Genomic DNA, 20,851 nt, shown 5'->3' with positions numbered 1-20,851 from the left:
CAGCCTTGCCAATAAGCCCCCGCGAGTTACCCCGACTGGCTTAACCACTCGCTTAAGGTCAACGAATAAAGCAGACTCGGCGGCGCATTTTCTATATCGGCAATCTCGTTGATGAACCTCAAGCCTGCTTTCCCGAGCACTTTTCGCGAAGCCAGGTGATTCGCCCTCACCACCGCTGAAATCTCCGTGAGTTTGATCGCCTCGAAGCCATATCTTACCGCCGAGGTCGCGAGGTCGGTGGCCAGCCCTTTTCCCCATGCCTCTGTTGCGAATCGATAGCCAAGATTGTTGAGGATGACATCGTTATAGCGACGAATAGTTAAGCCGCCAAAGCCAATGATTTTTTCCGGAGCATCACGCGCCGATATGGCCCAGTTGCCAAACCCGCGATCGTGCCAGTGGGCAAGCCAGCGCTGGAGAACCGTACTGGCATAGTCAATATCCGGGTAGGGTCCTGCGGGGTTAAAGGTATTGGTCGCCGGATCGCCATAAATTCGGTAAAGATCGGCGACATCTTCAGCCATGACAGGGCGAAGCCGCAAGCGATGAGTCTCAATAAGCAAACGTATCTCCTTGACGAGTGAGGTGGCCCGCGACGCTTCGCGAACCCTCCCTGCCGTTGTGGATGCCTGGGACTCGTTCAAGCGAACCTGAGAAGCGCGATTAAACAGATACTTCCGGCAATAAAAATAGGATATGGTAATCCGGAAACGGGATCCCTTTTTGTCGGCGCCACGCATATCGTTACCGAGTGAACACAGGACTGTAAATGATCGATGACATCCGCTACCTGATAGTCTTTGCCAAAATTGTCGAGAGCGGTTCTGTTTCAGGCGGCGCCGCGGCCTTAGGGTTGTCGACCGCAACAGCAAGCGCACATTTATCCAGGCTTGAGAAAAACCTTAACAGCGCTTTGCTCTACAGAAATACCCGAAAGCTTTCTCTAACACAAGATGGCGAAAGTGTGCTGGAGACCGCCAGGTCGATGCTCGAGCTTTATGAAAAAGGCGTCATTGAGTTTAAGCAACGTTCGGTATCCACAGCCGGTAAGCTGCGTATTTCCATACCTGCCGTTTTTTTAAACAGCCCATTCACTCACCATCTTGCAAATTTCATTAAAGAGAACCCGGATATTGCTCTGAGCATTTCTTATAGTGACCTGCGCGAGGACATTATTGCCGACAGTATTGATGTCGCCTTTCGCATTGGCGAGCTCCCCGATAGCGCTCTCAAGGCACGGCACCTGTTTGTTCTGCCGCGAAAGCTGGTGGCAGCAAAGGGCTTTCTCCTGCGCTATCCCCCCATTGATCATCCCGCTATGCTTGAATCAATGCCGTGGATTGGGCTGACGATGAGGGAGAATGTGCGCGAGTTCAGACATCGCAACGGCGAACAGGCGATAATAAAGTATACACCCGGCGTGTATGTCGATAGTGTTGAGGCCGCCTATGCCCTTGCCAGACAACAAATTGGCCTGGCCGCTCCGCCGCGTTTTCTCTGCGAAGAGGATATCCGCCGCGGCGACATGCAGGAACTACTTCCTGACTGGTCATTAGCCCCGCTAAAAGTGTATGCCCTATGGCCTGGCAATATTTCAGTTAGCGGCGCGGCCTATAAACTGATTAATTATATCTATAATGCCATTGAACATCAGCCGCTATGAATAGGTAATATACTGCGAATACAGTATGTAACCCGCAGTCATGCACAATAATCCGCCCATCACCAGATTAAACAGGCGGATCTGTGCTCTGCTTTTGAGAATCGCTGACATTTTATCACCGAATATCGCCCAGGCCGCCAGGGACAGATAGCAGACAAAAAAGTAGATGATAATAAATAGCGATATACTCAGGCGCGACGAGGGTTCAGAAAACAAGGCGACGCCAGAGGCACAGGCAGCCCAGGCTTTAGGATTGAGCCATTGCATTAAAAAACCCTGCGCAAACCCCGGCGCCTGTGCTTTTTTCAGTGACCATTCCGGATGTGAAGTAGCAATTTTATAGCCCTGAAACAAGATAAATAACGAACCAACGATATTCAGATAGCTAAAAAACCAGGGGTGCGTTGCGATGGCCGCGTAGAGTCCAAAACTAATAAAAACCAGTAACAATGTAAAACCAATAGTGGCGCCCGAGACGAAAGAAAATGTTTTTCTGAATCCATGCGCAGCGCCGGAAGAGATAATAACCATATTAACCGGACCTGGCGAAAATGACAGGGCCAGCGCAAACATAAGCATAGTAACGATCAAAACCATTTATTTATCCGTTTTCCAGGGAGAGATATCGTGGCAGGTGGTTTTATTACCACCTGCATGACGTTATTGAAAGACTACCTCGATATCGCAACGGGATTAAGTGGCTTTTCTCTAAATGTGTATTTGATTATTTTCGCGCTATTTCTCCTGACCGGCGCCTGGCGCAATCCCCTGCGATCAAAGCATGGCCAGTGAAAAGCGCCTGATAAGGAAAACACCCAATCGATCGCTTCTCACCGCCCGATGGCCTATGCGCTCAACCCGCGATTTTTCAGCATCGGCTCAATCTTTGGATCGTGTCCGCGCCACTGGCGATAAAGTTCAGCTAAATCAGCGCTATTACCACGCGACAGAATCGCTTCCCGGAAGCGCTGACCGTTCTCTCGGGTCAAACCGCCCTGCTCCACGAACCACTGATAGCCGTCGTCGGCCAGCATCTGGGTCCACAGATAGGCGTAATAGCCTGCCGCATAGCCGCCGCCGAAGATATGGGAGAAGTAGCAGCTGCGATAGCGCGGAGGAACGGCCGCCAGATCGAGGTGTTCTTCCCGGAGTACCCTCTGCTCAAATGTGTCCACCTCGTCCGGAAATCCGGTGGTCGACAGCGTGTGCCAGCGCATATCGAGCAGCGCGGCGGCTAGCAACTCGCTCATGTCATACCCTTTATTGAAGGTTGCCGCACGCAACATATTGTCGCGCAGCGCCTCCGGCATCGGCTCTCCGGAGCGATAGTGCTTCGCATAGTGGGCGAATACCTGCGGATGGCTGGCCCAGTGTTCGAAGATTTGCGACGGAAACTCGACAAAATCCCGCGGGGTATTGGTCCCGGAGAGGCTGGCATAGCGCTGGCTGGCGAACAGTCCGTGCAGGGCGTGGCCAAACTCATGGAACAGGGTGATCACCTCATCCCATGACAACAGCGCGCTCTGTCCGCTCTGCGGCCGGCTATAATTGCAGACGTTATAGATAACCGGGCGCTGCTCCCGCAGGGTCGACTGTTCGACAAACACGTCCATCCAGGCGCCGCCGCTCTTTGAATCGCGCGCGAAATAATCACCGTAAAACAGCGCCATCCCTTCGCCATTGTGGTCGAAAATCTCCCAAACCCGCACATCCGGGTGGTACACCGGGATGTCAAAGCGTTCCACGAAGCGGAGCCCAAAGAGCTGCGATGCCGTCCAGAAGACGCCGTCCTGCAGCACGCGCTCGAGGGCAAAATAGGGTTTGAGCTGTGCGTCATCAATGGCATAGGCAGCCCGCCGCACCTGCTCGCTGTAGTAGAGCCAGTCCCATGCCTGCGCGCGAAACTCCCCGCCTTCGTTGTCGATCACCTGCTGGATGTCCGCCAGCTCACGTTCCGCCCTCGCCCGCGCCGCCGGCGCGATCTGACGCATAAAGCCCAATGCCTCCGCCGGAGAAGCCGCCATTTGATCGGTCAGCGCCCAGCTGGCGTAATTTGCCGCCCCCAGCAGTTCCGCCTGCTGCGCGCGGATCGCCGCCAGCCGCAGCACCAGACTACGGGTATCATGCTCATCGCCCTGTTGATTGCGCGTCCAGCCGCCGGCGAAGAGATTCTCCCGCGTTTGCCGATCGCGCAGCGCAAGCAGCTGCGGCTGCTGGGTGGTGTTGGTCAGCGTCAGCAGCCAGCGATCGCCGAGCCCTTTTTCGCGCGCCGCGTCGGCCGCAGCCGCTATCTCCTCATCGGTCAGGCCATCCAGTTGATGCCGGTCATCGACCACCAGGCCACCGCTTTTCGCCGCCCCCAGCAGCCGCTGCTGGAACTGACTTTGCAAAGTGGCCGCTTCGGTGTTCAGGGCGCGCAGCACCGCCTTCTGCGCCGGGGCCAGCGTTGCCCCGGCGTGAACAAAGCGTTGCCATGTCAGGGTCAGAAGACGCCGGGATTCGCCGTCAAGCGAGAGCGTCTCGCGCTGCTCGTAGACGCTGTTCACCCGCTGGAATAAAGCCTCGTTGAGCCAGATGTCATTCCCCAGCCCGGCGAGCTCGGCGGAAAATTGTTCATCCAGTGTCTGCAGATAAGGGTTGGTATGGGCGCTGGCCATGGCGAAAAAGACCCGCGTCACCCGCGCCAGCAGCTGTCCGCTCTGCTCCAGCGCCTCGAGCGTGTTGGCGAAACTGGCAGGCTGCGGATTGTCGATAATGGCGCGGATCTCCTCTCGCTGCTGCCGGACGCCCTCATCAAACGCCGGCCGATAGTGACTGTCTTCAATCAGATCAAACCGCGGCGCCTGGTAAGGCAACAGACTGACGCTAAAAAAGGGGTTTTGTTCGGACATCTTTCTCTCCTGTACAGGCTTATCCTGTAAGATTAGGCTTCTCCTTAAGGGGTCGCAATGATTTCCGTTACCGGTCGCCGCCTGTGCGTGCTATGGTATGAAAACACAAAAAGCGTTGAGGAACAGTAAGATGATTATCATGGTCACCGGCGCCACTGCCGGTTTTGGTGAAAGTATTACTCGCCGTTTTGTCGCTAACGGTCATAAAGTGATTGCGACCGGACGTCGCGAAGAGCGCCTGAAGACGCTGAAAGACGAGCTGGGCGATAATCTGTATATCGCGCAACTGGACGTTCGCAACCGCGCCGCTATTGAGACGCTGATTGCCGACCTGCCCGCCGAGTGGCAGGCAATCGATGTGCTGGTGAACAACGCGGGTCTGGCGCTCGGTCTGGAGCCGGCGCACCGCGCCAGCGTGGAAGACTGGGAAGATATGATCGACACCAATAATAAAGGGCTGGTGTACATGACCCGCGCCGTCCTGCCGGGCATGGTGGCGCGCAATCGCGGCCACATCATCAACATCGGCTCCACGGCAGGCTGCTGGCCTTACGCCGGCGGTAACGTCTATGGGGCGACCAAAGCCTTCGTCCGTCAGTTCAGCCTCAATCTTCGCACCGACCTGCACGGCACCGCGGTGCGCGTCACCGACATCGAGCCGGGTCTGGTGGGCGGCACCGAGTTCTCGAACGTCCGCTTTAAAGGCGATGACGCCAAAGCCGGTAAAACCTACGAGAACACCGAAGCCCTGACGCCGGAAGATGTGACCGAGGCGGTCTGGTGGGTGGCCACCCTGCCGAAACACGTCAACATCAACACCCTGGAGATGATGCCGGTGAGCCAGAGCTTTGCCGGACTCAGCGTTCACCGCCAGGGCTAACCGTCAGCCACCCGGCCTGCTGGCCGGGTATGGGCGGAACCGCAAAAAACGCGTAAAATAGTGCGCATAACCCCATAAAAAGTAACCATCAATGGCCGCAGAATCGCAACTGAATCCGACGCAACCCGTCAATCAGCAAATTTATCGCATCCTCCGCCGGGATATCGTTCACTGCCTGATCCCGCCTGGCACGCCGCTGTCGGAGAAAGAAGTCTCCGTGCGTTTTGCGGTATCTCGTCAGCCGGTGCGCGAGGCCTTTATTAAGCTGGCGGAGAATGGACTTATCCAGATCCGTCCCCAGCGCGGCAGCTACGTCAACAAAATTTCCCTGTCTCAGGTGCGCAATGGTTGCTTTGTCCGCCAGGCGATTGAATGCGCGGTGGTCCGCCGTGCCGCTGGCATGATTAACGATGAGCAAGTCTATCAGCTGGAGCAGAATCTTCATCAGCAGCGTATTGCCGTCGACCGTCAGCAGTTAAACGACTTTTTCCTGCTTGATGATGAATTTCACCAGAAGTTGTCAGTTATTGCCGATTGTCAGCTGGCCTGGGATACGGTGGAAAACATCAAAGCCGCTATTGACCGCGTGCGCTACATGAGCCTCGACCATGTCTCCTCCCCGGAGATGCTGCTGCGCCAGCATCATGAAATTTTCACCGCGCTGGAAAAACGCGACGCCGAGGCGGTCGAGAAAGCCATGAGTATTCATTTGCATGAAATCAGCGAATCCGTGCTGTTGATCCGCCAGGAGAATCGCGACTGGTTTAGCGAAGAGTAAGGATCAGACGGCTGCGAAATAAGGCAGACGCAGCCGTCGTAATGGAAAGGATTATCTGACCACCAGCACCGGCGTTTTGGCGTAGCGCAAAATGGATTCGGCGTTGGAGCCCAGCAGATGGGTGGAGATCCCCGGTTTGCGGGAGCCAATCACTATCACATCGAACGCTTCGTTGTTACTGATAGCCAGAATTTCATCGCGCACGTTACCAAAGACGACCCGGGTATGGATCCGCGACATCGGTATGTCGAACAGTCGCGCCACCTCGCGCATCTTTTTCTCCGACTCTTCCTGCATATAGGCTTCGAATTTACGAATATCCGCCGTAAACCCGCGTAATAACGAACGGCTGCTGTTCGGCAGAACGTTGAGCAAGGTGATTTCGCCATTTTCCGCCGACGCGAGAAATTCCGCGTGACGCACTGCCTTATCGCTTAAATCCATTTCAAAAACATCAACAGGCAATAAAATCTTTTTATACATGGCCCGCACTCCTTTTCCAGAGAAAGTGATTTTTCAATAACTTAACTATGCCATTTTTGCGGTGAATGACCAGCCTTTATTCGGAAAAATAACAGCTAATTATCTTTAGTAAATCAGGGAAATATAGAGTTATGTAAGGACATTGCGTTCGATCATATTTTTAGTCTGCTAAAAGCGATCGACAGCAAAAAATGAAATATCAGCGGAACCGTGCGGAAACAGCAGAAGAGCCGGTGTCGACCTCATGACCGACACCGGAAATAAACGATTATTGCGCCTCAGCCCATGCGGCAACGGTGGCTTTGGCCCCCTGACGCTGCAGCGCAACATAGGCGCGGGTCACCGCCGAAACGAACCGCGCTTCCTGCGGCAGCTCACGGCCGAAGATGGCCTCAATGCCCAACAGCGCTTTGACGCGCGCTTCGCCATCGGCGCTGGCGGCTACCGCCTCCTTGATCACCGGCAGCAGCGGATCGCAAATTTCGATCGTCTGGCCGGCGTCGTCAACACCGCCGACATAGCGCATCCAGCCCGCCACGCCCAGCGCCAGCAGCGTGAAGTCATGCTGGTGCGCCAGGTGCCAGCGTACCGAGTCCAGCATGCGCTGCGGCAGCTTCTGGCTACCGTCCATGGCAATCTGCCAGGTACGGTGTTTGAGCGCCGGATTGCAGTAACGGTCAATCAGCAGACTGGCATAGTGTGACAGATCCACCCCCTGCACTTTCAAGGTCGGAGCCTGCTCGTCCAGCATCAGCGCCAGCGCCGCGCGGCGGTAGTTGTCATCCTGCATACAGTCGTTGATATGCTGATAACCGGCCAGATAGCCGAGATAGGCGAGGAACGAATGGCTGCCGTTGAGCATCCTCAGCTTCATCTCTTCGAAAGGCACCACATCGGCGACCAGCTCCGCCCCCGCTTTCTCCCACTGTGGACGTCCGGCGACAAAGTTATCCTCAATCACCCACTGGCGGAAAGGCTCGCAGGCCACGCCAGCCGGATCGCGCACGCCGGTCAGCTGTTCAATTTTATCGAGGGTTTCCGCCGTCACCGCCGGGACAATACGGTCCACCATGGTCGACGGAAAGGTGACATTCTGTTCTATCCATGCGGCGAGGTCCGCGTCCAGCGCCCGGGCGTAGGCGCAGACGACGTTGCGCATCACATGACCGTTTTCCGGCATGTTATCGCAGGACATCACGGTAAAGGCCGACAGCCCTGCCTCCCGGCGACGCGCTAAGGCCGCCACCACCACGCCCACTGCCGATTTCGGCTGGCGCGGGTTAGCGAGATCGGCGGCGATCAGCGGGTGATCGAGCTGCAGCTCGCCGCTGGCTGGCGAATGGCAATAGCCTTTCTCGGTAATGGTCAGGGAGACAATGGCCACCTGTGGCTCACACATCGCCGAAAGCACGGCCTTGAGACCATCGACCTGGGCGTGCAGCGCCTGCTTCACCACCCCGACCACGCGCGCGGTCCACGCGTCGGCGGACATTTCTGCCACGGTGTACAGCAGATCCTGCTGCCGGAGATCGGCGATCTGCTGCTCGCCGCCAATCAGGTTGACTTCAGTGTAGCCCCAGTCGCTGCCGTGCTCGCTGGCCAGTATATCGGCGTAGACCGCCTGATGGGCGCGGTGGAACGCGCCAAAACCCAGATGGACGATACGGGGGACCAGCGCGCGGCGATCGTAGTCCGGCTGTATGGCGTTAGCGGTTAAGAGGGTGTTTTCCATGATGACTCTCGTTGTTATGTGGCTCATCAACCATTCTCTGGGAGAACTCTCGAGGAGAATGCCTTTGTGCCTCAACCATCTCACGCAATTGGTATAACATCTTTGATTTCTGTCAACTACCATACAAGAAGCATTTGGCGGGTTGTGGTCGCTGGCGAGCGATCACAAAATCTCTGGGATGGCAGGAGAAAATCCGCCGCGAAGCGGTAAGAGAAGATGGAACATGGCGCAGGCCGCGCCTCCCTGCGGGCCTGTGGCTTCCTGGTCGGTTAATCGATGCGGGTTTTGACGATAAAGAAGTAGCACAGCGCCCCGGCGAAGGTCACCCCGGCGGCGATCACCAGCGCCAGATTGAAAGAATGGGTGGTATCCACGACCCAGCCGGTGACTATCGGCGCGAAGGAGGCAAACACAAAGCTGCCAAAGTTCTGGATCGCCGCCACCGACGCCACTTTATGCTCCGCCACCAGCACCTGTACCAATCCCCAGGCCGAGGTGCCAGCGAAATGGACGCAGAACAGCGCCATGGAGATAAACGCCACCGCCTGGGTCGGCGTGGACGATTGCACCACCAGCAGCGTTCCCAGCGCCGACAGCACCAGACCGGCAACGATCGCCGTTTTGCGGGTTTTCGCCAGGTCGTAGCCTCTGCGCGCCAGGGCGTCGACCACCAGACCATTGACCCACATCCCCACCGCCGCGGCGAGGAACGGGATCGCCGCCACCCAGCCGGTGCGCGCCAGGCTTAACCCCTGCTGAGCCTGCAAATAGCCGGGCAGCCAGGCGATATATAGCCAGCCGGTATAGTTCACCCCGGAGAAGCCGAGGATCATCCCCCAGGTGGTACGCCGTTTAAACAGCGCCAGCCATTCGCTCAGTTTCAGCGCCGGCCGGGCCGCCTCCTCGCTGGCCAGATAGCGTTGTTCCTCTTCCTGGAGAGTGAATTGCCGCCGGTTACGGTATCCCACATACCAGCACAGGCCGACCAGAATACCGGCCAAACCAATCACCACAAACATTGTCCGCCAGCCCCAGGCCAGCTGCATGATGACCAGGGCCGGCGGGGCGATGGCTTGCCCCAGCACCGTCGAGGAGTTAAATATCCCCACCGCCGTGCCGCGCTCTCTTTGCGCATACCAGTCGTTGATCGATTTCACGCCGGCGGGCATAAACGGCGCTTCACCGATCCCGAGGCCAATGCGCAGCAGAATAAAATGCGAGAATGAATTGACCATCCCGGTCAGGGCCTGCATCGCTGACCAGAATATCAGCCCGGCGCCCAGCACAACCCGCGGTCCGAGGCGATCCAGCAAAATGCCCGAGGGCAGTTGCGCGAAGCCATAGGAGAGCGAAAAAGCGGAGAGCAGCACCCCGAACTCGGTGGCGCTCAGACCCAGATCGGCGCGTATCGCCTCCCCGGCGACGCTCAGGGAAGAGCGGTCAAGAAAGTTAACGATCCCGGCGATAAACAGCAGCGTCAGGGTGATCTTCTGCACCCGACGGATGCGCAGCGGCGTCGCGCCCGCCTGTGGGGCAAATGTCTCAATAGCCATCGTGATTCCTTACAGAGTCATAACCCAATATGATGTCTGATAAGTAAGGCAACAGGTCGACTACCATACAAGAATTAGGGTTTAAAAAAGTGGCAGGGATCACACAAGGCGGGCTTACGCTCGTCCCCAGCCCGCCACGATGATCAGCATGCCGCACAGGGCGATGGCCGCGCCTGCCCAGTCATAATGGGTTAATTTGACTCCATCAACGACCCGCAGCCAGAGCAATGCGGTACAAACGTACACGCCACCGTAGGCGGCATATACCCGCCCGCTGGCGGTCGGATGGAGCGTCAGGAGCCAGACGAACAGACCCAGCGCCAGGCCGGCGGGGATCAGCAGCAGCGGCGTGGCCCCGCGCTTTAACCATAGCCACGGCAGATAGCAGCCGACGATTTCACACAGGGCGGTGGCAAAGAACAGCAGCGTTGTTTTGAGCATTAAAAGATTCGTAAAAGAGACAAAGCGTTGAACTATTCTACGCGATAATAGCCCTTTCCCTACGCTGTTTCGTCGGCTATGCCCGGCAAAAGAGCTGTAGTAAACTTAACCTGAGGGTTAACCCATCACTTAAAGGAAACCGTGATGAACATGACACTGAACAAACGCTGGTGCCTGACCGCCATTCTGGCGTTAAGCGCCGTCGTCTATACCTCCAGCTCGTTCGCGGCCACCGATCGGCTGGTGATTGAGTCCGGCGACAGCGCGCAAAGCCGTCAGCAGGCGTCGATGGAAAAAGAGCAATGGAACGACACCCGCAGCCTGCGCCAGAAGGTGAACAAACGGGCGGAAAAAGAGTGGGACAAAACCGATGTCGCCTTTGACGCGCAGGATAACTGCCAGAAGAGCGCCAACGTCAATGCCTACTGGGAACCAAACACCCTGCGCTGCCTTGACCGCCGCACCGGCCGGGCGATCAATCCCTGAGCACGCTGGCGCCTGCGGGCGCCGCCTTTCAGTACCCTCTTTTCCGCTTTGACCACAGGAATTCCCATGACCGACGCGCTACACGTCAGACTCCGCCCCCTTGAGCGCGAAGATTTGCGCTTTGTTCACCAGCTCGACAACAACGCCAGCGTGATGCGCTACTGGTTTGAAGAGCCCTATGAAGCCTTCGTTGAGCTTTCCGATCTGTACGACAAGCATATTCACGATCAAAGCGAGCGTCGCTTTGTGATCGAATGCAATGGCGATAAGGCCGGACTGGTGGAGCTGGTGGAAATCAACCATGTGCACCGCCGGGCCGAATTTCAGATCATCATCTCACCCGACTTCCAGGGAAAAGGCCTCGCCACCCGCGCCGCGCGGCTGGCGATGGACTATGGCTTTACCGTGCTCAATCTGTATAAGCTGTATCTGATTGTGGATAAAGAGAATGAAAAAGCGATCCATATTTACCGCAAGCTCGGCTTTATGGTCGAGGGTGAACTGATCCATGAGTTTTTCATTAACGGCGAGTACCGCAACACCATCCGCATGTGTCTGTTCCAGCATCAGTATCTGGCGGAACACAAAACGCCGGGCCCGTCTCTGCTGAAGCCGACGGCTCAGTAATAATCAATGCGGTTTTTAATCGTGTAGTGACGGGTCAGCGGCGGCTGGACGCTTTCATCGATCACCTGCAGCTCACAGCTCAGCGGATTGTCATGGCGATCGTAGTCGCAGGTCTGGCGCACCGTGCCCAGCGTGCGGTCGTTGAAGGTGCTGATGGCGGTATAGTCCATTTTCTTGCGCGGATCCTTCGACGGCGTGGAGGCGACGGTAAATCGCTCCTCTTTGGCGGTGGTGGTTTTCCCCAGCGGATAGCCATCGCTGTCGTAACGGTAGGTGGCGGTAGTCTCTTTGCCGCGGGCGCTGATAATAAAGCCGTTATCATCCGTTTCCCAGCTCACGCCGGTGGCGGGCATCTCCGCCAGCTGACATTTCCCCTGCAGACGCAGCCGCTTTTCATGGGTGCGGCCATCGACGTAATAGTTGGCGTCCAGCAGCAGCGTGGCGCCGGTGTTATTCTCCACATCCTCCAGCGTCAGCAGATCGAAACATCCCTCTTTTGACAGCTGCGCGCTCACCTTCTTGACCACCACATCGTGTTCGTCCAGTAACGTCTGGCTAAAATCCTTCACCGGACCGCGCAGCGGATCGAACTCAAACTCATTGGAAAAACTCGCCATCTCCGGGGTGAAGGCTTCCGGGGCGCTTTCGCGGTCGCACGCCGTCAGCAGCAGCGCTGCCGGGATCAGCCAATACAGTCTTTTCACAGATGATTCCTTTTGTGTACATCCAATCATATTAGCAAATACAATTGTTTACACCAGTTCTGCTATGCTTAAATCTGGATAACATCGATAAGGAGCGTAAGATGAAACTATCCCTCTGGACAGGCGCCGCGCTGCTGCTGTGCTCCACGACCGTGCTGGCGGCCCCCGACTCCTGTGAACGGGTCAAAAATGATATTCAACAGAAGATCATTAACAATGGCGTACCGGAAACGGCCTTCAGTCTGGCCATCGTGCCAAACGACCAGGCGGACCAACCCGGCGCTCAGGTGGTGGGTCATTGCGCCAACGACACCTTCAAAATCACCTACACCCGTAACAGCGACAGTCCCGCCGAAAACGACGCTCAGTAAACCCGCCTCGCTTTCAAACGAAAGATCTTATCCCTGCATTGACCAGGGATAAGATCTGCCGGCGACCCATAACGTATTATCGCTCACCCCGGCGTCTGTTAATGACGCGGCGGCCCTTCTCCGCCCAGCATAACTATCATGGAGTGAGCAATGTCGAATCAGGAATCTTCCGGCGGCGTCACCCGACGCGCGCTACTAAAATCCACAGCCCTCGGTACTCTGGCGCTGGCCGCCGGCGGGCTTCCCCTGCCCTTTACGCTGCGCAGCGCCGCGGCGGCGGTCCAGCAGGCTGCCGGCGACAACACCCGCATTGTCTGGGGCGCCTGTTCGGTCAACTGTGGCAGCCGCTGCGCCCTGCGGCTGCACGTGCGTGATGATGAAGTGGTCTACGTGGAAACGGATAACACCGGCGACGACCGCTACGGCGATCATCAGGTCCGCGCCTGCCTGCGCGGGCGTTCGATTCGCCGGCGCATCAACCACCCGGATCGCCTTAACTATCCGATGAAGCGCGTCGGCAAACGCGGAGAAGGCAAATTTGAGCGTATCAGCTGGCAGGAAGCGCTGGATACCCTTGCTGACCGTCTGAAACGCGTCGTCGCGCAATATGGCAACGAAGCCGTGTACATTAACTACTCATCAGGAATTGTCGGCGGGAACATGACCCGCTCCTCGCCCTCCGCTTCGCCGGTGGCGCGGCTGATGAACTGCTACGGCGGCTCGCTTAACCAGTACGGTACCTACAGCACCGCGCAGATCGCCTGCGCCATGCCCTACACCTACGGCAGTAACGACGGCAACAGCACTTCGGATATTGAAAACAGTAAGCTGGTGGTGATGTTCGGCAACAACCCGGCGGAAACCCGCATGAGCGGCGGCGGCATTACCTGGTATCTGGAACAGGCCCGCGAGCGCTCCCACGCGCGGATGATCGTTATCGATCCGCGCTACACCGATACCGCCGCCGGTCGCGAAGATGAGTGGATCCCCATTCGCCCCGGCACAGACGCCGCGCTGGTCGCCGGTATCGCCTGGGTGTTGATTAACGAAAATCTGGTGGATCAGCCGTTCCTTGATAAATACTGCGTCGGCTACGATGAGAAGACGCTGCCGGCCGGGGCGCCGGCAAACGGCCACTACAAAGCGTATATTCTTGGAGAGGGCGACGACGGCGTCGCCAAAACGCCGCAGTGGGCTTCGCGTATCACCGGCATCCCCGCCGATCGCATCATTAAGCTGGCGCGCGACATCGGCATGAGCAAACCGGCCTACATCTGCCAGGGCTGGGGGCCGCAGCGCCAGGCCAACGGCGAACTCTCCGCCCGGGCGATCGCCATGCTGCCGATCTTAACCGGCAACGTCGGCATCAACGGCGGCAACAGCGGCGCCCGCGAATCGACCTACACCATCACCATCGAGCGTCTGCCGGTGCTGGAAAACCCGGTGAAAACCGCCATCTCCTGCTTCACCTGGACCGACGCCATCGCTCGAGGCCCGGAGATGACCGCCACCCGCGACGGCGTGCGCGGCAAAGAGAAGCTGGATGTGCCGATCAAGTTCCTGTGGAACTACGCGGGCAATACCCTCATCAACCAGCACTCCGACATCAATAAGACCCACGAGATCCTGCAGGACGAAAGCAAGTGCGAAACCATCGTGGTCATCGACAACTTTATGACCTCGTCGGCGAAATACGCCGACCTGCTGCTGCCCGACCTGATGACCGTTGAGCAGGAAGATATTATTCCCAACGATTACGCCGGCAATATGGGCTATCTGATTTTCATCCAGCCCGCCACCTCGGCGAAGTTTGAACGCAAACCGATTTACTGGATCTTAAGCGAAGTGGCGAAACGGCTCGGCGACGATGTCTACCAGCGTTTTACCGAGGGACGTACTCAGGCGCAGTGGCTGCAGCATCTGTACGCCAAAATGGTGGCGAAAGATCCGGCGCTGCCGGCCTACGATGAGCTGAAGCGAATGGGCATCTACAAGCGCAAGGACCCGAACGGCCACTTCGTCGCCTATCGCGACTTCCGCCGCGATCCTGAAGCGCATCCGCTCAAAACCCCGTCCGGCAAAATTGAGATCTACTCCAGCCGGCTCGCCGAAATTGCCGCCCGCTGGCAGCTGGAGAAAGACGAAGTCATCAGCCCGCTGCCGGTCTATGCCTCCACATTTGAAGGCTGGGACGATCCGCTGCGCAGCCAGTATCCGCTGCAGCTGTTTGGATTTCACTATAAGGCGCGCACCCATTCCAGCTACGGCAACGTGGACGTGCTGCAGGCCGCCTGCCGTCAGGAAGTGTGGATCAACCCGCTGGACGCGGAAAAACGCGGGATTAAAAACGGCGATCTGGTGCGGGTGTTCAACCAGCGCGGCGAAGTCCGGCTGCCGGCGAAAGTGACGCCACGCATCATGCCGGGCGTGTCGGCGATGGGCCAGGGCGCGTGGCACGACGCCAATATGGCCGGGGACCGGGTTGACCATGGCGCCTGCATGAATACCCTGACCACCCATCGCCCGTCGCCGCTGGCGAAAGGGAATCCGCAGCATACCAACCTGGTCGACATCGAGAAGGTTTAAGGAGTAAACCATGAGCACGCAATATGGATTCTTTATCGACTCCGCTCGCTGTACCGGGTGCAAAACCTGCGAGCTGGCCTGTAAGGACTATAAGAACCTGACTCCGGAGGTCAGCTTCCGTCGCATCTATGAGTACGCCGGCGGCGACTGGCAGGAGGACAACGGCGTCTGGCAGCAGAACGTGTTCGCCTATTACCTCTCCATCGCCTGTAACCACTGCGCCGATCCGGCCTGCACCAAGGTCTGCCCGAGCGGAGCGATGCACAAGCGCGAAGACGGTTTTGTGGTGGTGGATGAAGAGGTGTGCATCGGCTGCCGCTACTGTCATATGGCCTGCCCGTACGGCGCGCCGCAGTATAACGCCGACAAAGGCCATATGACCAAGTGCGACGGCTGCCACGAGCGCGTCGCCGAAGGGAAAAAGCCGATCTGCGTCGAGTCCTGCCCGCTGCGGGCGCTCGATTTCGGCCCCATTGCCGAACTGCGCGCTAAGCACGGCCAGCTAGCGGCGGTGGCCCCGCTGCCCTCGGCGCACTTCACTCAGCCGAGCATCGCGATCAAACCTAACCGCAACGCCCGGCCGTGTGGCGATACCACCGGTTATCTGGCAAATCCGAAGGAGGTGTGAGATGGGAAGCGGATGGCAGGAATGGCCGCTGGTGCTGTTTACGGTACTGGGGCAATGCGTGGTCGGCGCGACCCTCGTCAGCGGTCTGGTCTGGCTGGCGCTGGCTGACCAGCGCGAAGCGCGGCAGCGGCTGGTGCGCAGCATGTTTTTTATCTGGCTGCTGATGGGGATCGGTTTTCTCGCCTCAGTGATGCATCTCGGTTCGCCGCTGCGGGCGTTTAACTCGCTGAATCGCGTCGGCGCCTCGGCGCTGAGCAACGAAATCGCCAGCGGCGCCTTGTTTTTCGTCGTGGGCGGATTCTGGTGGCTGCTGGCCGTGCTGGAAAAAATGCCGGCGGCGCTGGGGAAAGTCTGGCTGGCGATCGCCCTGCTGTTGGGGCTGGTGTTTGTGCTGGCGATGACCCGGGTTTATCAAATCGATACCGTGCCGACATGGTACACTGGCTACACCACCAGCGCCTTCTTCCTGACGGTACTCCTCAGCGGGCCGCTGTTCGCCGCCCTGCTGCTGCGTATGGCGAAAGTCGACGTTAACGTCTGGTTTATTGCCGGGCTGAGCGTGGCCGCGCTGGTCATCAGCGCCGCGATTATCGTGATGCAAAGCGCCGGGCTCGGCGCCATTCACAGCGCCGTTCAGCAGGCGGCCACCCTGCTGCCGGATTACGGCAGACTGCAGGCCTTACGTCTGATCCTGCTGGCGCTGGGACTTGGCTGCTGGCTGTGTCCGCTGATCCGCCGTCAGCCGCCGCGCGCTGCGGGGCTGCTGGCCGGTCTGTTGCTGGTCCTGATCGCGGAATTTATTGGCCGCGGCCTGTTTTATGGGCTCCATATGACCGTCGGTATGGCGGTTGCCCGTTAATGAGACGGCGCGCCGGCGCGCGCCGCAGAAAGGAATAAGTGATGATGCCGTTCCCTCACCGCGACGCTGTCGCCTTAAGCGCCCGTACCCTGGGCGCGTTGTTCTCTTATGCGCCGAATAGCCCGCAAATCGCGCCGCTGGTGGCCGCCTTCCAGGACGGCAGCTGGCAGCAACAGTGGCCCTTCCCGGTTGCCGCCCCGCTGGCATCGGGGTTTGCCGCGTCGGTTGAAGAGTCGTTGCCGGAAGCCTGGCAGCGCCTGTTTATCGGACCGTGGGCCCTGCCGGCGCCGCCATGGGGATCCGTCTGGCTGGATAAAGAGTCGGTGCTGTTCGGCGAATCCACACTGGCCCTGCGCGAATGGATGCGCGCGAACGGCATCGCACTGGACGCCGAACGCAACGAGCCGGAAGACCATTTCGGCACCCTGCTGCTGCTGGCGGCGTGGCTGTGCGAAACGGAACAGGAGGCGTTGTTTGCCCAGCTGCTGGCCTGGCATCTGCTGCCGTGGTCCGGGCGCTTCCTGAGCGTCTTTGTCGAACATGCCGCCCACCCCTTCTACCAGGCGCTGGGCCAGCTGGCGCAGGCGACCCTGGCGCAGTGGCAGGCAGGTCTGCCCCTCGCGGTGGCGGAAAAGCCGCTCTATCGCTAATCCCTTTGCCGCGCCGGGAGTCGGCGCGGTTTCCTTGATGGCTCCGCTCTCCGTGCCCCGCACTTATCGCTTTTGCATATAAGTTTATTCCCTATCACAATAAGGCCATGTTTTCCCAATCTCGCTGTGACCGATGCACCGTCTTCATCCCTATCCTGAGGTGCAGGTGATGTTTCGTCGCCTGCTGATCGCCACGCTGATTGGCCTTCTCGCCGCCCTGGCGGTGGCCCTGTTTCGCCATGCCATGGTGGTGCTGGAAACGCTGTTTCTCGGTAACGACAGCGGGAGCCTGGTCAACGCCGCGCAGTCGCTGCCGGCGTGGCGACGGCTGATTACCCCGGCGCTGGGGGGACTGGCGGCAGGGGCACTTCTCTGGCTGTGGCAACGACGCCGCGTTGCCCGCCCGCACGCCGCCACCGATTATATGGAAGCCCTGGAGACCGGAGACGGTTGCTTCGATACGCCGGCAAGCCTGGTGAAGTCGCTGGCCTCGCTGCTGGTGGTGGTCACCGGCAGCGCGATTGGCCGGGAAGGCGCCATGATCCTGCTGGCCGCGCTGGCGGCCTCGCTGTTCGCCCACCGCTTCACGCCGCAGGCCGAATGGAAACTGTGGGTCGCCTGCGGCGCCGCCGCCGGGATGGCCAGCGCCTATCATGCTCCACTGGCCGGCAGCCTGTTTATCGCTGAAATTCTGTTTGGCACGCTGATGCTGGCCTCGCTTGGGCCGGTAGTGATCTCGGCAGTGATCGCCCTGCTGCTGACCCAGTTTCTCAACGGCGGCGCCGCGCCGTTGTACCATGTTGTCCTGCAGCAGGATCTCAGCGCGCTGCACTATGGCCTGATGCTCGCCACCGGACTGCTGGCCGGACTGTGCGGGCCGCTGTTTATCTGGCTGATGGAATACAGCCACCGCGGGTTCGTCAGGCTGAAACTGGCGCCGCCGTGGCAGCTGGCGCTGGGCGGTCTGATCGTCGGCGGCTTATCGCTCATCACGCCGGCGGTGTGGGGCAACGGCTACAGCGTGGTGCAAAGCTATCTGCTGCTGCCCCCGCCCGGCGCGCTGCTGGTGGCGGTATTCCTGTGCAAACTGCTGGCGGTGCTGGCCAGCAGTGGCTCCGGCGCGCCGGGCGGGGTGTTTACCCCCACGCTGTTTGTCGGCCTGGCGATGGGCATGCTATTGGCCCGCTTCAGCGGGCTGTGGCTACCGGGGGGGCAGGAGATGGCTATGATGATGGGACTGACCGGCATGGCGGCGTTTCTTGCCGCCACTACCCATGCGCCAATCATGTCGACTCTGATGATTTGTGAGATGACCGGGCAGTATGTGCTGCTGCCCGGCCTGCTGATCACCTGCGTGGTGGCGTCGGTGCTGTCGCGGACGTTACGCCGGGATTCGATCTATCGCCATCACGTTGCCGAGCATGTCTAAGTCGACGTAGCGGCTTAGCTCACGCTGTTCGGCGCGCGGCAGATACGGCAGCTCGCCAATGAGCGGCGCCGGCAGCTTTTTGCTGAGCACATCAATGATTTCGGCGTAGTGCGCCAGACCGGGGTTGATGCGGTTGGCCACCCAGCCGATCAGCGGCAGCCCGTCATTGGCGATCGCCTGGGCCGTCAGCAGCGCATGGTTGATGCACCCTTCCTGGATCCCCACCACCATTAGCACCGGGAGCTGCTCCTGTACCACCCATTCGGAGAGCGGTCGCAGGTCGTTCATCAGGCTGCGCCAGCCGCCGGTGCCTTCAACCACCACGTGTTCAACCTGCCCGGCCAGCCGCTGCAAACCATCCGACAGCAGACCGTAGTTGATCGGGCAGCTGTGCGCCACGCTGCTTTCGTCTTCGCTTAAGGCGATGGGATTGACAGCTTCATAGGGTAACGCCAGCGTGGAGACGCTCTGCAGCACCAGCGCGTCTTTATTACGCAAACCGTCCGGCGTCTCTTTGCTGCCCTTCGCCACAGGCTTGTACCCGGCCACGCTTTTGCCTCTGGCAGCAAGTGCCTGCAACAGCGCACGGGAAACCACTGTCTTCCCGACAGAGGTGTCTGTACCTGTAATAAAGAAACGCTTAAACATCACTAACCCCACAGTTTTGTCGATGAAATATACGGGAGAGAAATAATCAACAGTGGGCAAAGTCTACGTGAAGCCGCTGGGGGTCAGCTTGAGATAGCGCAATTTTTGGTGTGACTATGAAAAAATGTTAACCCTGTAACAGTCGTATGAGTAAGGATCCGTTATAGAGCGCATCCTTGACCAGCGCCGCGCCAGCCATCGTTCCGCGGTTGGAGAACTGGGTGCTTTCAACCGCGATATGCTGGCTGTAGGCCGGGAGTGATTGTTGCCGAATGCAGCTGGAAATTGCCGGAAAAAGAATGTCTGCCGCCAGGTTAAACGGCGAGCCGATCAGGATTTTCTGCGGGTTAAACAGATTGACCATGATCGCCAGAATGCGACCGACGTGATGACCGACGCCGCTGATAATGTCCCGGGCCAGCAGGTCGCCCTGCAAGGCCGCCTGGCACAGCCACTCCACGCTCAGAGGACGCTGATGCAGCAGCGAGCTCATCGACTGCGCCATCCGCATCTGAGCCAGCTCCAGCACGCTCTCCACGCTGGCGATCGTTTCCAGACAGCCATGGTTGCCGCAGTAGCAGCGTTTGCCGTAGGGGTCGACCTGGGTATGACCGATCTCCACGAGGCTGCTGCTGCCGGCGTGCAGCAGACGTCCGTCGGTGATAACCCCGGCGCCGACGTTATGATCGATCACCACCTGAATGACGTCCCGGGCGCCGCGCGAGGCGCCAAACAGCGATTCCGCCATGGTCCAGGCGCTAATGTCATGCTGAATATAGACCGGCACCCCGGTATGGTTGGCCAGCGTTTCGCCCAACGGGACGTCTTTGACCTCTTCATAAAACGGCATGCGATGAATAATGCCGTTTTCGGTATCAATGATACCCGGCATCGTTATGGCGATGGAGGTGAGGCGTTCCAGCTTCTTCTGGTGGCGAATAAAGAAGCGATCGATATGGTCGATTATCCGCGTCAGAAACGGCGTGCTGTCGGTAAGGGCCAGCTCCAGCTGCTCCTCCACCACCAGCTGGCTGCTTAAATCGCGCAGCGAAAGGTGGATCTCGCCGCGGCTGATACGCACCGCCAGATAGTGCCAGGCCTCGGTTTCCACCATCAGACCCACCGCCGGGCGCCCGCGGCTGCCGGGCTCCTGAATCTCGGTCTCCTGCACCAGATGCGCTTCCAGCATCTCGCGGACAATTTTGGTGATGCTGGCGGGCGCCAGTTGCGCAAATCGGGAGAGGTCGATACGCGATACCGGGCCGAGCTGATCAATCAGGCGATAGACGGCGCCCGCATTGGTCTGCTTAATTTGATCGATATGGCCTGGTTGACTATCCGCTACCACCATTGACTCCCTTTATTTTCGCGCTTCGAAATAAACTTTCGGCTATGGTGAAGCACTTCGATGGTGAACGTCAAATTTTTGCTTAGCCTTGTGA

22 protein-coding genes are annotated in these 20,851 nt (G+C 58.6%); 12 read left to right on the top strand and 10 right to left on the bottom strand.

Annotation, left to right across the window (positions count from 1 at the left end):
• Positions 1–26: 26 nt before the first annotated feature.
• Positions 27–563: a GNAT family N-acetyltransferase gene (locus ABLV52_RS04995; protein WP_348890091.1), complete on the bottom strand. Its 537-nt coding sequence runs from the start codon at positions 561–563 to the stop codon at positions 27–29.
• A 206-nt stretch (positions 564–769) separates the two neighbouring features.
• On the opposite strand from ABLV52_RS04995, the gene ABLV52_RS04990 reads away from it, so the two are divergent.
• Positions 770–1,663, top strand: coding sequence for a LysR family transcriptional regulator (locus tag ABLV52_RS04990; RefSeq protein WP_087849193.1), 894 nt, complete (start codon positions 770–772; stop codon positions 1,661–1,663).
• On the opposite strand, the gene ABLV52_RS04985 is transcribed toward ABLV52_RS04990, so the two are convergent.
• Positions 1,658–2,260 (bottom strand): LysE family translocator, encoded by a 603-nt coding sequence (locus tag ABLV52_RS04985; protein ID WP_049014036.1) that lies wholly within the window; start codon positions 2,258–2,260, stop codon positions 1,658–1,660. The genes ABLV52_RS04990 and ABLV52_RS04985 overlap by 6 nt on opposite strands.
• Before the next feature lie 30 nt (positions 2,261–2,290).
• Here ABLV52_RS04985 and ABLV52_RS04980 point away from each other — a divergent pair, with 30 nt between their 5' ends.
• Positions 2,291–2,455 carry a hypothetical protein gene (locus tag ABLV52_RS04980; protein WP_157855516.1) on the top strand — a complete coding sequence of 55 codons (165 nt, stop codon included), beginning with the start codon at positions 2,291–2,293 and terminating at the stop codon, positions 2,453–2,455.
• A 53-nt stretch (positions 2,456–2,508) separates the two neighbouring features.
• On the opposite strand, the gene dcp is transcribed toward ABLV52_RS04980, so the two are convergent.
• On the bottom strand, positions 2,509–4,554 hold the full coding sequence (gene dcp / locus ABLV52_RS04975; RefSeq protein WP_348890089.1) for a peptidyl-dipeptidase Dcp: 2,046 nt from the start codon (positions 4,552–4,554) through the stop codon (positions 2,509–2,511).
• 130 nt (positions 4,555–4,684) lie between these two features.
• On the opposite strand from dcp, the gene ydfG reads away from it, so the two are divergent.
• Positions 4,685–5,434 carry a bifunctional NADP-dependent 3-hydroxy acid dehydrogenase/3-hydroxypropionate dehydrogenase YdfG gene (ydfG, locus tag ABLV52_RS04970; protein ID WP_023289559.1) on the top strand — a complete coding sequence of 250 codons (750 nt, stop codon included), beginning with the start codon at positions 4,685–4,687 and terminating at the stop codon, positions 5,432–5,434.
• 91 nt (positions 5,435–5,525) lie between these two features.
• Complete coding sequence (locus ABLV52_RS04965; protein WP_004206025.1) at positions 5,526–6,212, top strand: GntR family transcriptional regulator; 687 nt, start codon at positions 5,526–5,528, stop codon at positions 6,210–6,212.
• A 51-nt stretch (positions 6,213–6,263) separates the two neighbouring features.
• On the opposite strand, the gene ABLV52_RS04960 is transcribed toward ABLV52_RS04965, so the two are convergent.
• The 4 genes from ABLV52_RS04960 to ABLV52_RS04945 all read right to left on the bottom strand — a co-directional run bounded on the left by ABLV52_RS04960 (position 6,264) and on the right by ABLV52_RS04945 (position 10,457).
• Positions 6,264–6,695 (bottom strand): universal stress protein, encoded by a 432-nt coding sequence (locus ABLV52_RS04960; RefSeq protein ID WP_048334875.1) that lies wholly within the window; start codon positions 6,693–6,695, stop codon positions 6,264–6,266.
• Positions 6,696–6,963: 268 nt separating this feature from the next.
• Complete coding sequence (locus ABLV52_RS04955; RefSeq protein WP_348890087.1) at positions 6,964–8,427, bottom strand: fructuronate reductase; 1,464 nt, start codon at positions 8,425–8,427, stop codon at positions 6,964–6,966.
• 269 nt (positions 8,428–8,696) lie between these two features.
• Complete coding sequence (locus ABLV52_RS04950; RefSeq protein WP_023289556.1) at positions 8,697–9,980, bottom strand: MFS transporter; 1,284 nt, start codon at positions 9,978–9,980, stop codon at positions 8,697–8,699.
• A 114-nt stretch (positions 9,981–10,094) separates the two neighbouring features.
• Positions 10,095–10,457 (bottom strand): YnfA family protein, encoded by a 363-nt coding sequence (locus ABLV52_RS04945; RefSeq protein ID WP_072140454.1) that lies wholly within the window; start codon positions 10,455–10,457, stop codon positions 10,095–10,097.
• Positions 10,458–10,565: 108 nt separating this feature from the next.
• On the opposite strand from ABLV52_RS04945, the gene ABLV52_RS04940 reads away from it, so the two are divergent.
• Together ABLV52_RS04940 and speG are read left to right on the top strand one after the other, a co-directional pair.
• Entirely contained in the window at positions 10,566–10,907 is a 342-nt protein-coding gene (locus tag ABLV52_RS04940) for a DUF1283 family protein (RefSeq protein ID WP_004206035.1), read from the top strand.
• Positions 10,908–10,973: 66 nt separating this feature from the next.
• Positions 10,974–11,534 carry a spermidine N1-acetyltransferase gene (gene speG, locus ABLV52_RS04935; protein WP_004206037.1) on the top strand — a complete coding sequence of 187 codons (561 nt, stop codon included), beginning with the start codon at positions 10,974–10,976 and terminating at the stop codon, positions 11,532–11,534.
• Here speG and ABLV52_RS04930 read toward each other — a convergent pair.
• Entirely contained in the window at positions 11,528–12,238 is a 711-nt protein-coding gene (locus tag ABLV52_RS04930) for a YnfC family lipoprotein (RefSeq protein ID WP_044522806.1), read from the bottom strand. The two genes, speG and ABLV52_RS04930, sit on opposite strands and share 7 nt — an antisense overlap.
• A 101-nt stretch (positions 12,239–12,339) precedes the next feature.
• Here ABLV52_RS04930 and ABLV52_RS04925 point away from each other — a divergent pair, with 101 nt between their 5' ends.
• The 6 genes from ABLV52_RS04925 (at position 12,340) to clcB (ending at position 18,761) form a co-directional block, all read left to right on the top strand.
• Complete coding sequence (locus tag ABLV52_RS04925; protein ID WP_004206039.1) at positions 12,340–12,609, top strand: DUF1161 domain-containing protein; 270 nt, start codon at positions 12,340–12,342, stop codon at positions 12,607–12,609.
• Positions 12,610–12,759: 150 nt separating this feature from the next.
• On the top strand, positions 12,760–15,195 hold the full coding sequence (gene ynfE, locus ABLV52_RS04920) for a selenate/tellurate reductase subunit YnfE (protein WP_348890083.1): 2,436 nt from the start codon (positions 12,760–12,762) through the stop codon (positions 15,193–15,195).
• A gap of 10 nt (positions 15,196–15,205) precedes the next feature.
• On the top strand, positions 15,206–15,823 hold the full coding sequence (locus ABLV52_RS04915) for a DMSO/selenate family reductase complex B subunit (RefSeq protein ID WP_137916284.1): 618 nt from the start codon (positions 15,206–15,208) through the stop codon (positions 15,821–15,823).
• 1 nt (position 15,824) lies between these two features.
• A complete protein-coding gene (locus tag ABLV52_RS04910; RefSeq protein ID WP_348890081.1) occupies positions 15,825–16,682 on the top strand; it encodes a DmsC/YnfH family molybdoenzyme membrane anchor subunit in 858 nt (285 codons plus the stop codon).
• Between the two features lie 41 nt (positions 16,683–16,723).
• Positions 16,724–17,332 (top strand): Tat proofreading chaperone DmsD, encoded by a 609-nt coding sequence (dmsD, locus tag ABLV52_RS04905; RefSeq protein ID WP_023289550.1) that lies wholly within the window; start codon positions 16,724–16,726, stop codon positions 17,330–17,332.
• A gap of 133 nt (positions 17,333–17,465) precedes the next feature.
• Positions 17,466–18,761: a voltage-gated ClC-type chloride channel ClcB gene (clcB, locus tag ABLV52_RS04900; RefSeq protein WP_348890080.1), complete on the top strand. Its 1,296-nt coding sequence runs from the start codon at positions 17,466–17,468 to the stop codon at positions 18,759–18,761.
• On the opposite strand, the gene bioD is transcribed toward clcB, so the two are convergent.
• A complete protein-coding gene (gene bioD, locus ABLV52_RS04895; RefSeq protein WP_023289548.1) occupies positions 18,714–19,409 on the bottom strand; it encodes a dethiobiotin synthase in 696 nt (231 codons plus the stop codon). The two genes, clcB and bioD, sit on opposite strands and share 48 nt — an antisense overlap.
• Positions 19,410–19,536: 127 nt before the next feature.
• Entirely contained in the window at positions 19,537–20,757 is a 1,221-nt protein-coding gene (gene mlc, locus ABLV52_RS04890) for a sugar metabolism global transcriptional regulator Mlc (RefSeq protein ID WP_048298665.1), read from the bottom strand.
• Positions 20,758–20,851: the final 94 nt, after the last annotated feature.

Origin of the sequence: Klebsiella sp. GB_Kp056, assembly GCF_040064755.1 — a bacterium.
Taxonomy (GTDB): Bacteria; Pseudomonadota; Gammaproteobacteria; order Enterobacterales; family Enterobacteriaceae; genus Klebsiella; species Klebsiella quasipneumoniae.
The sequence above is the reverse complement of the archived record's forward strand: the minus strand, read 5'-3'. Positions and strand labels throughout refer to the sequence as shown.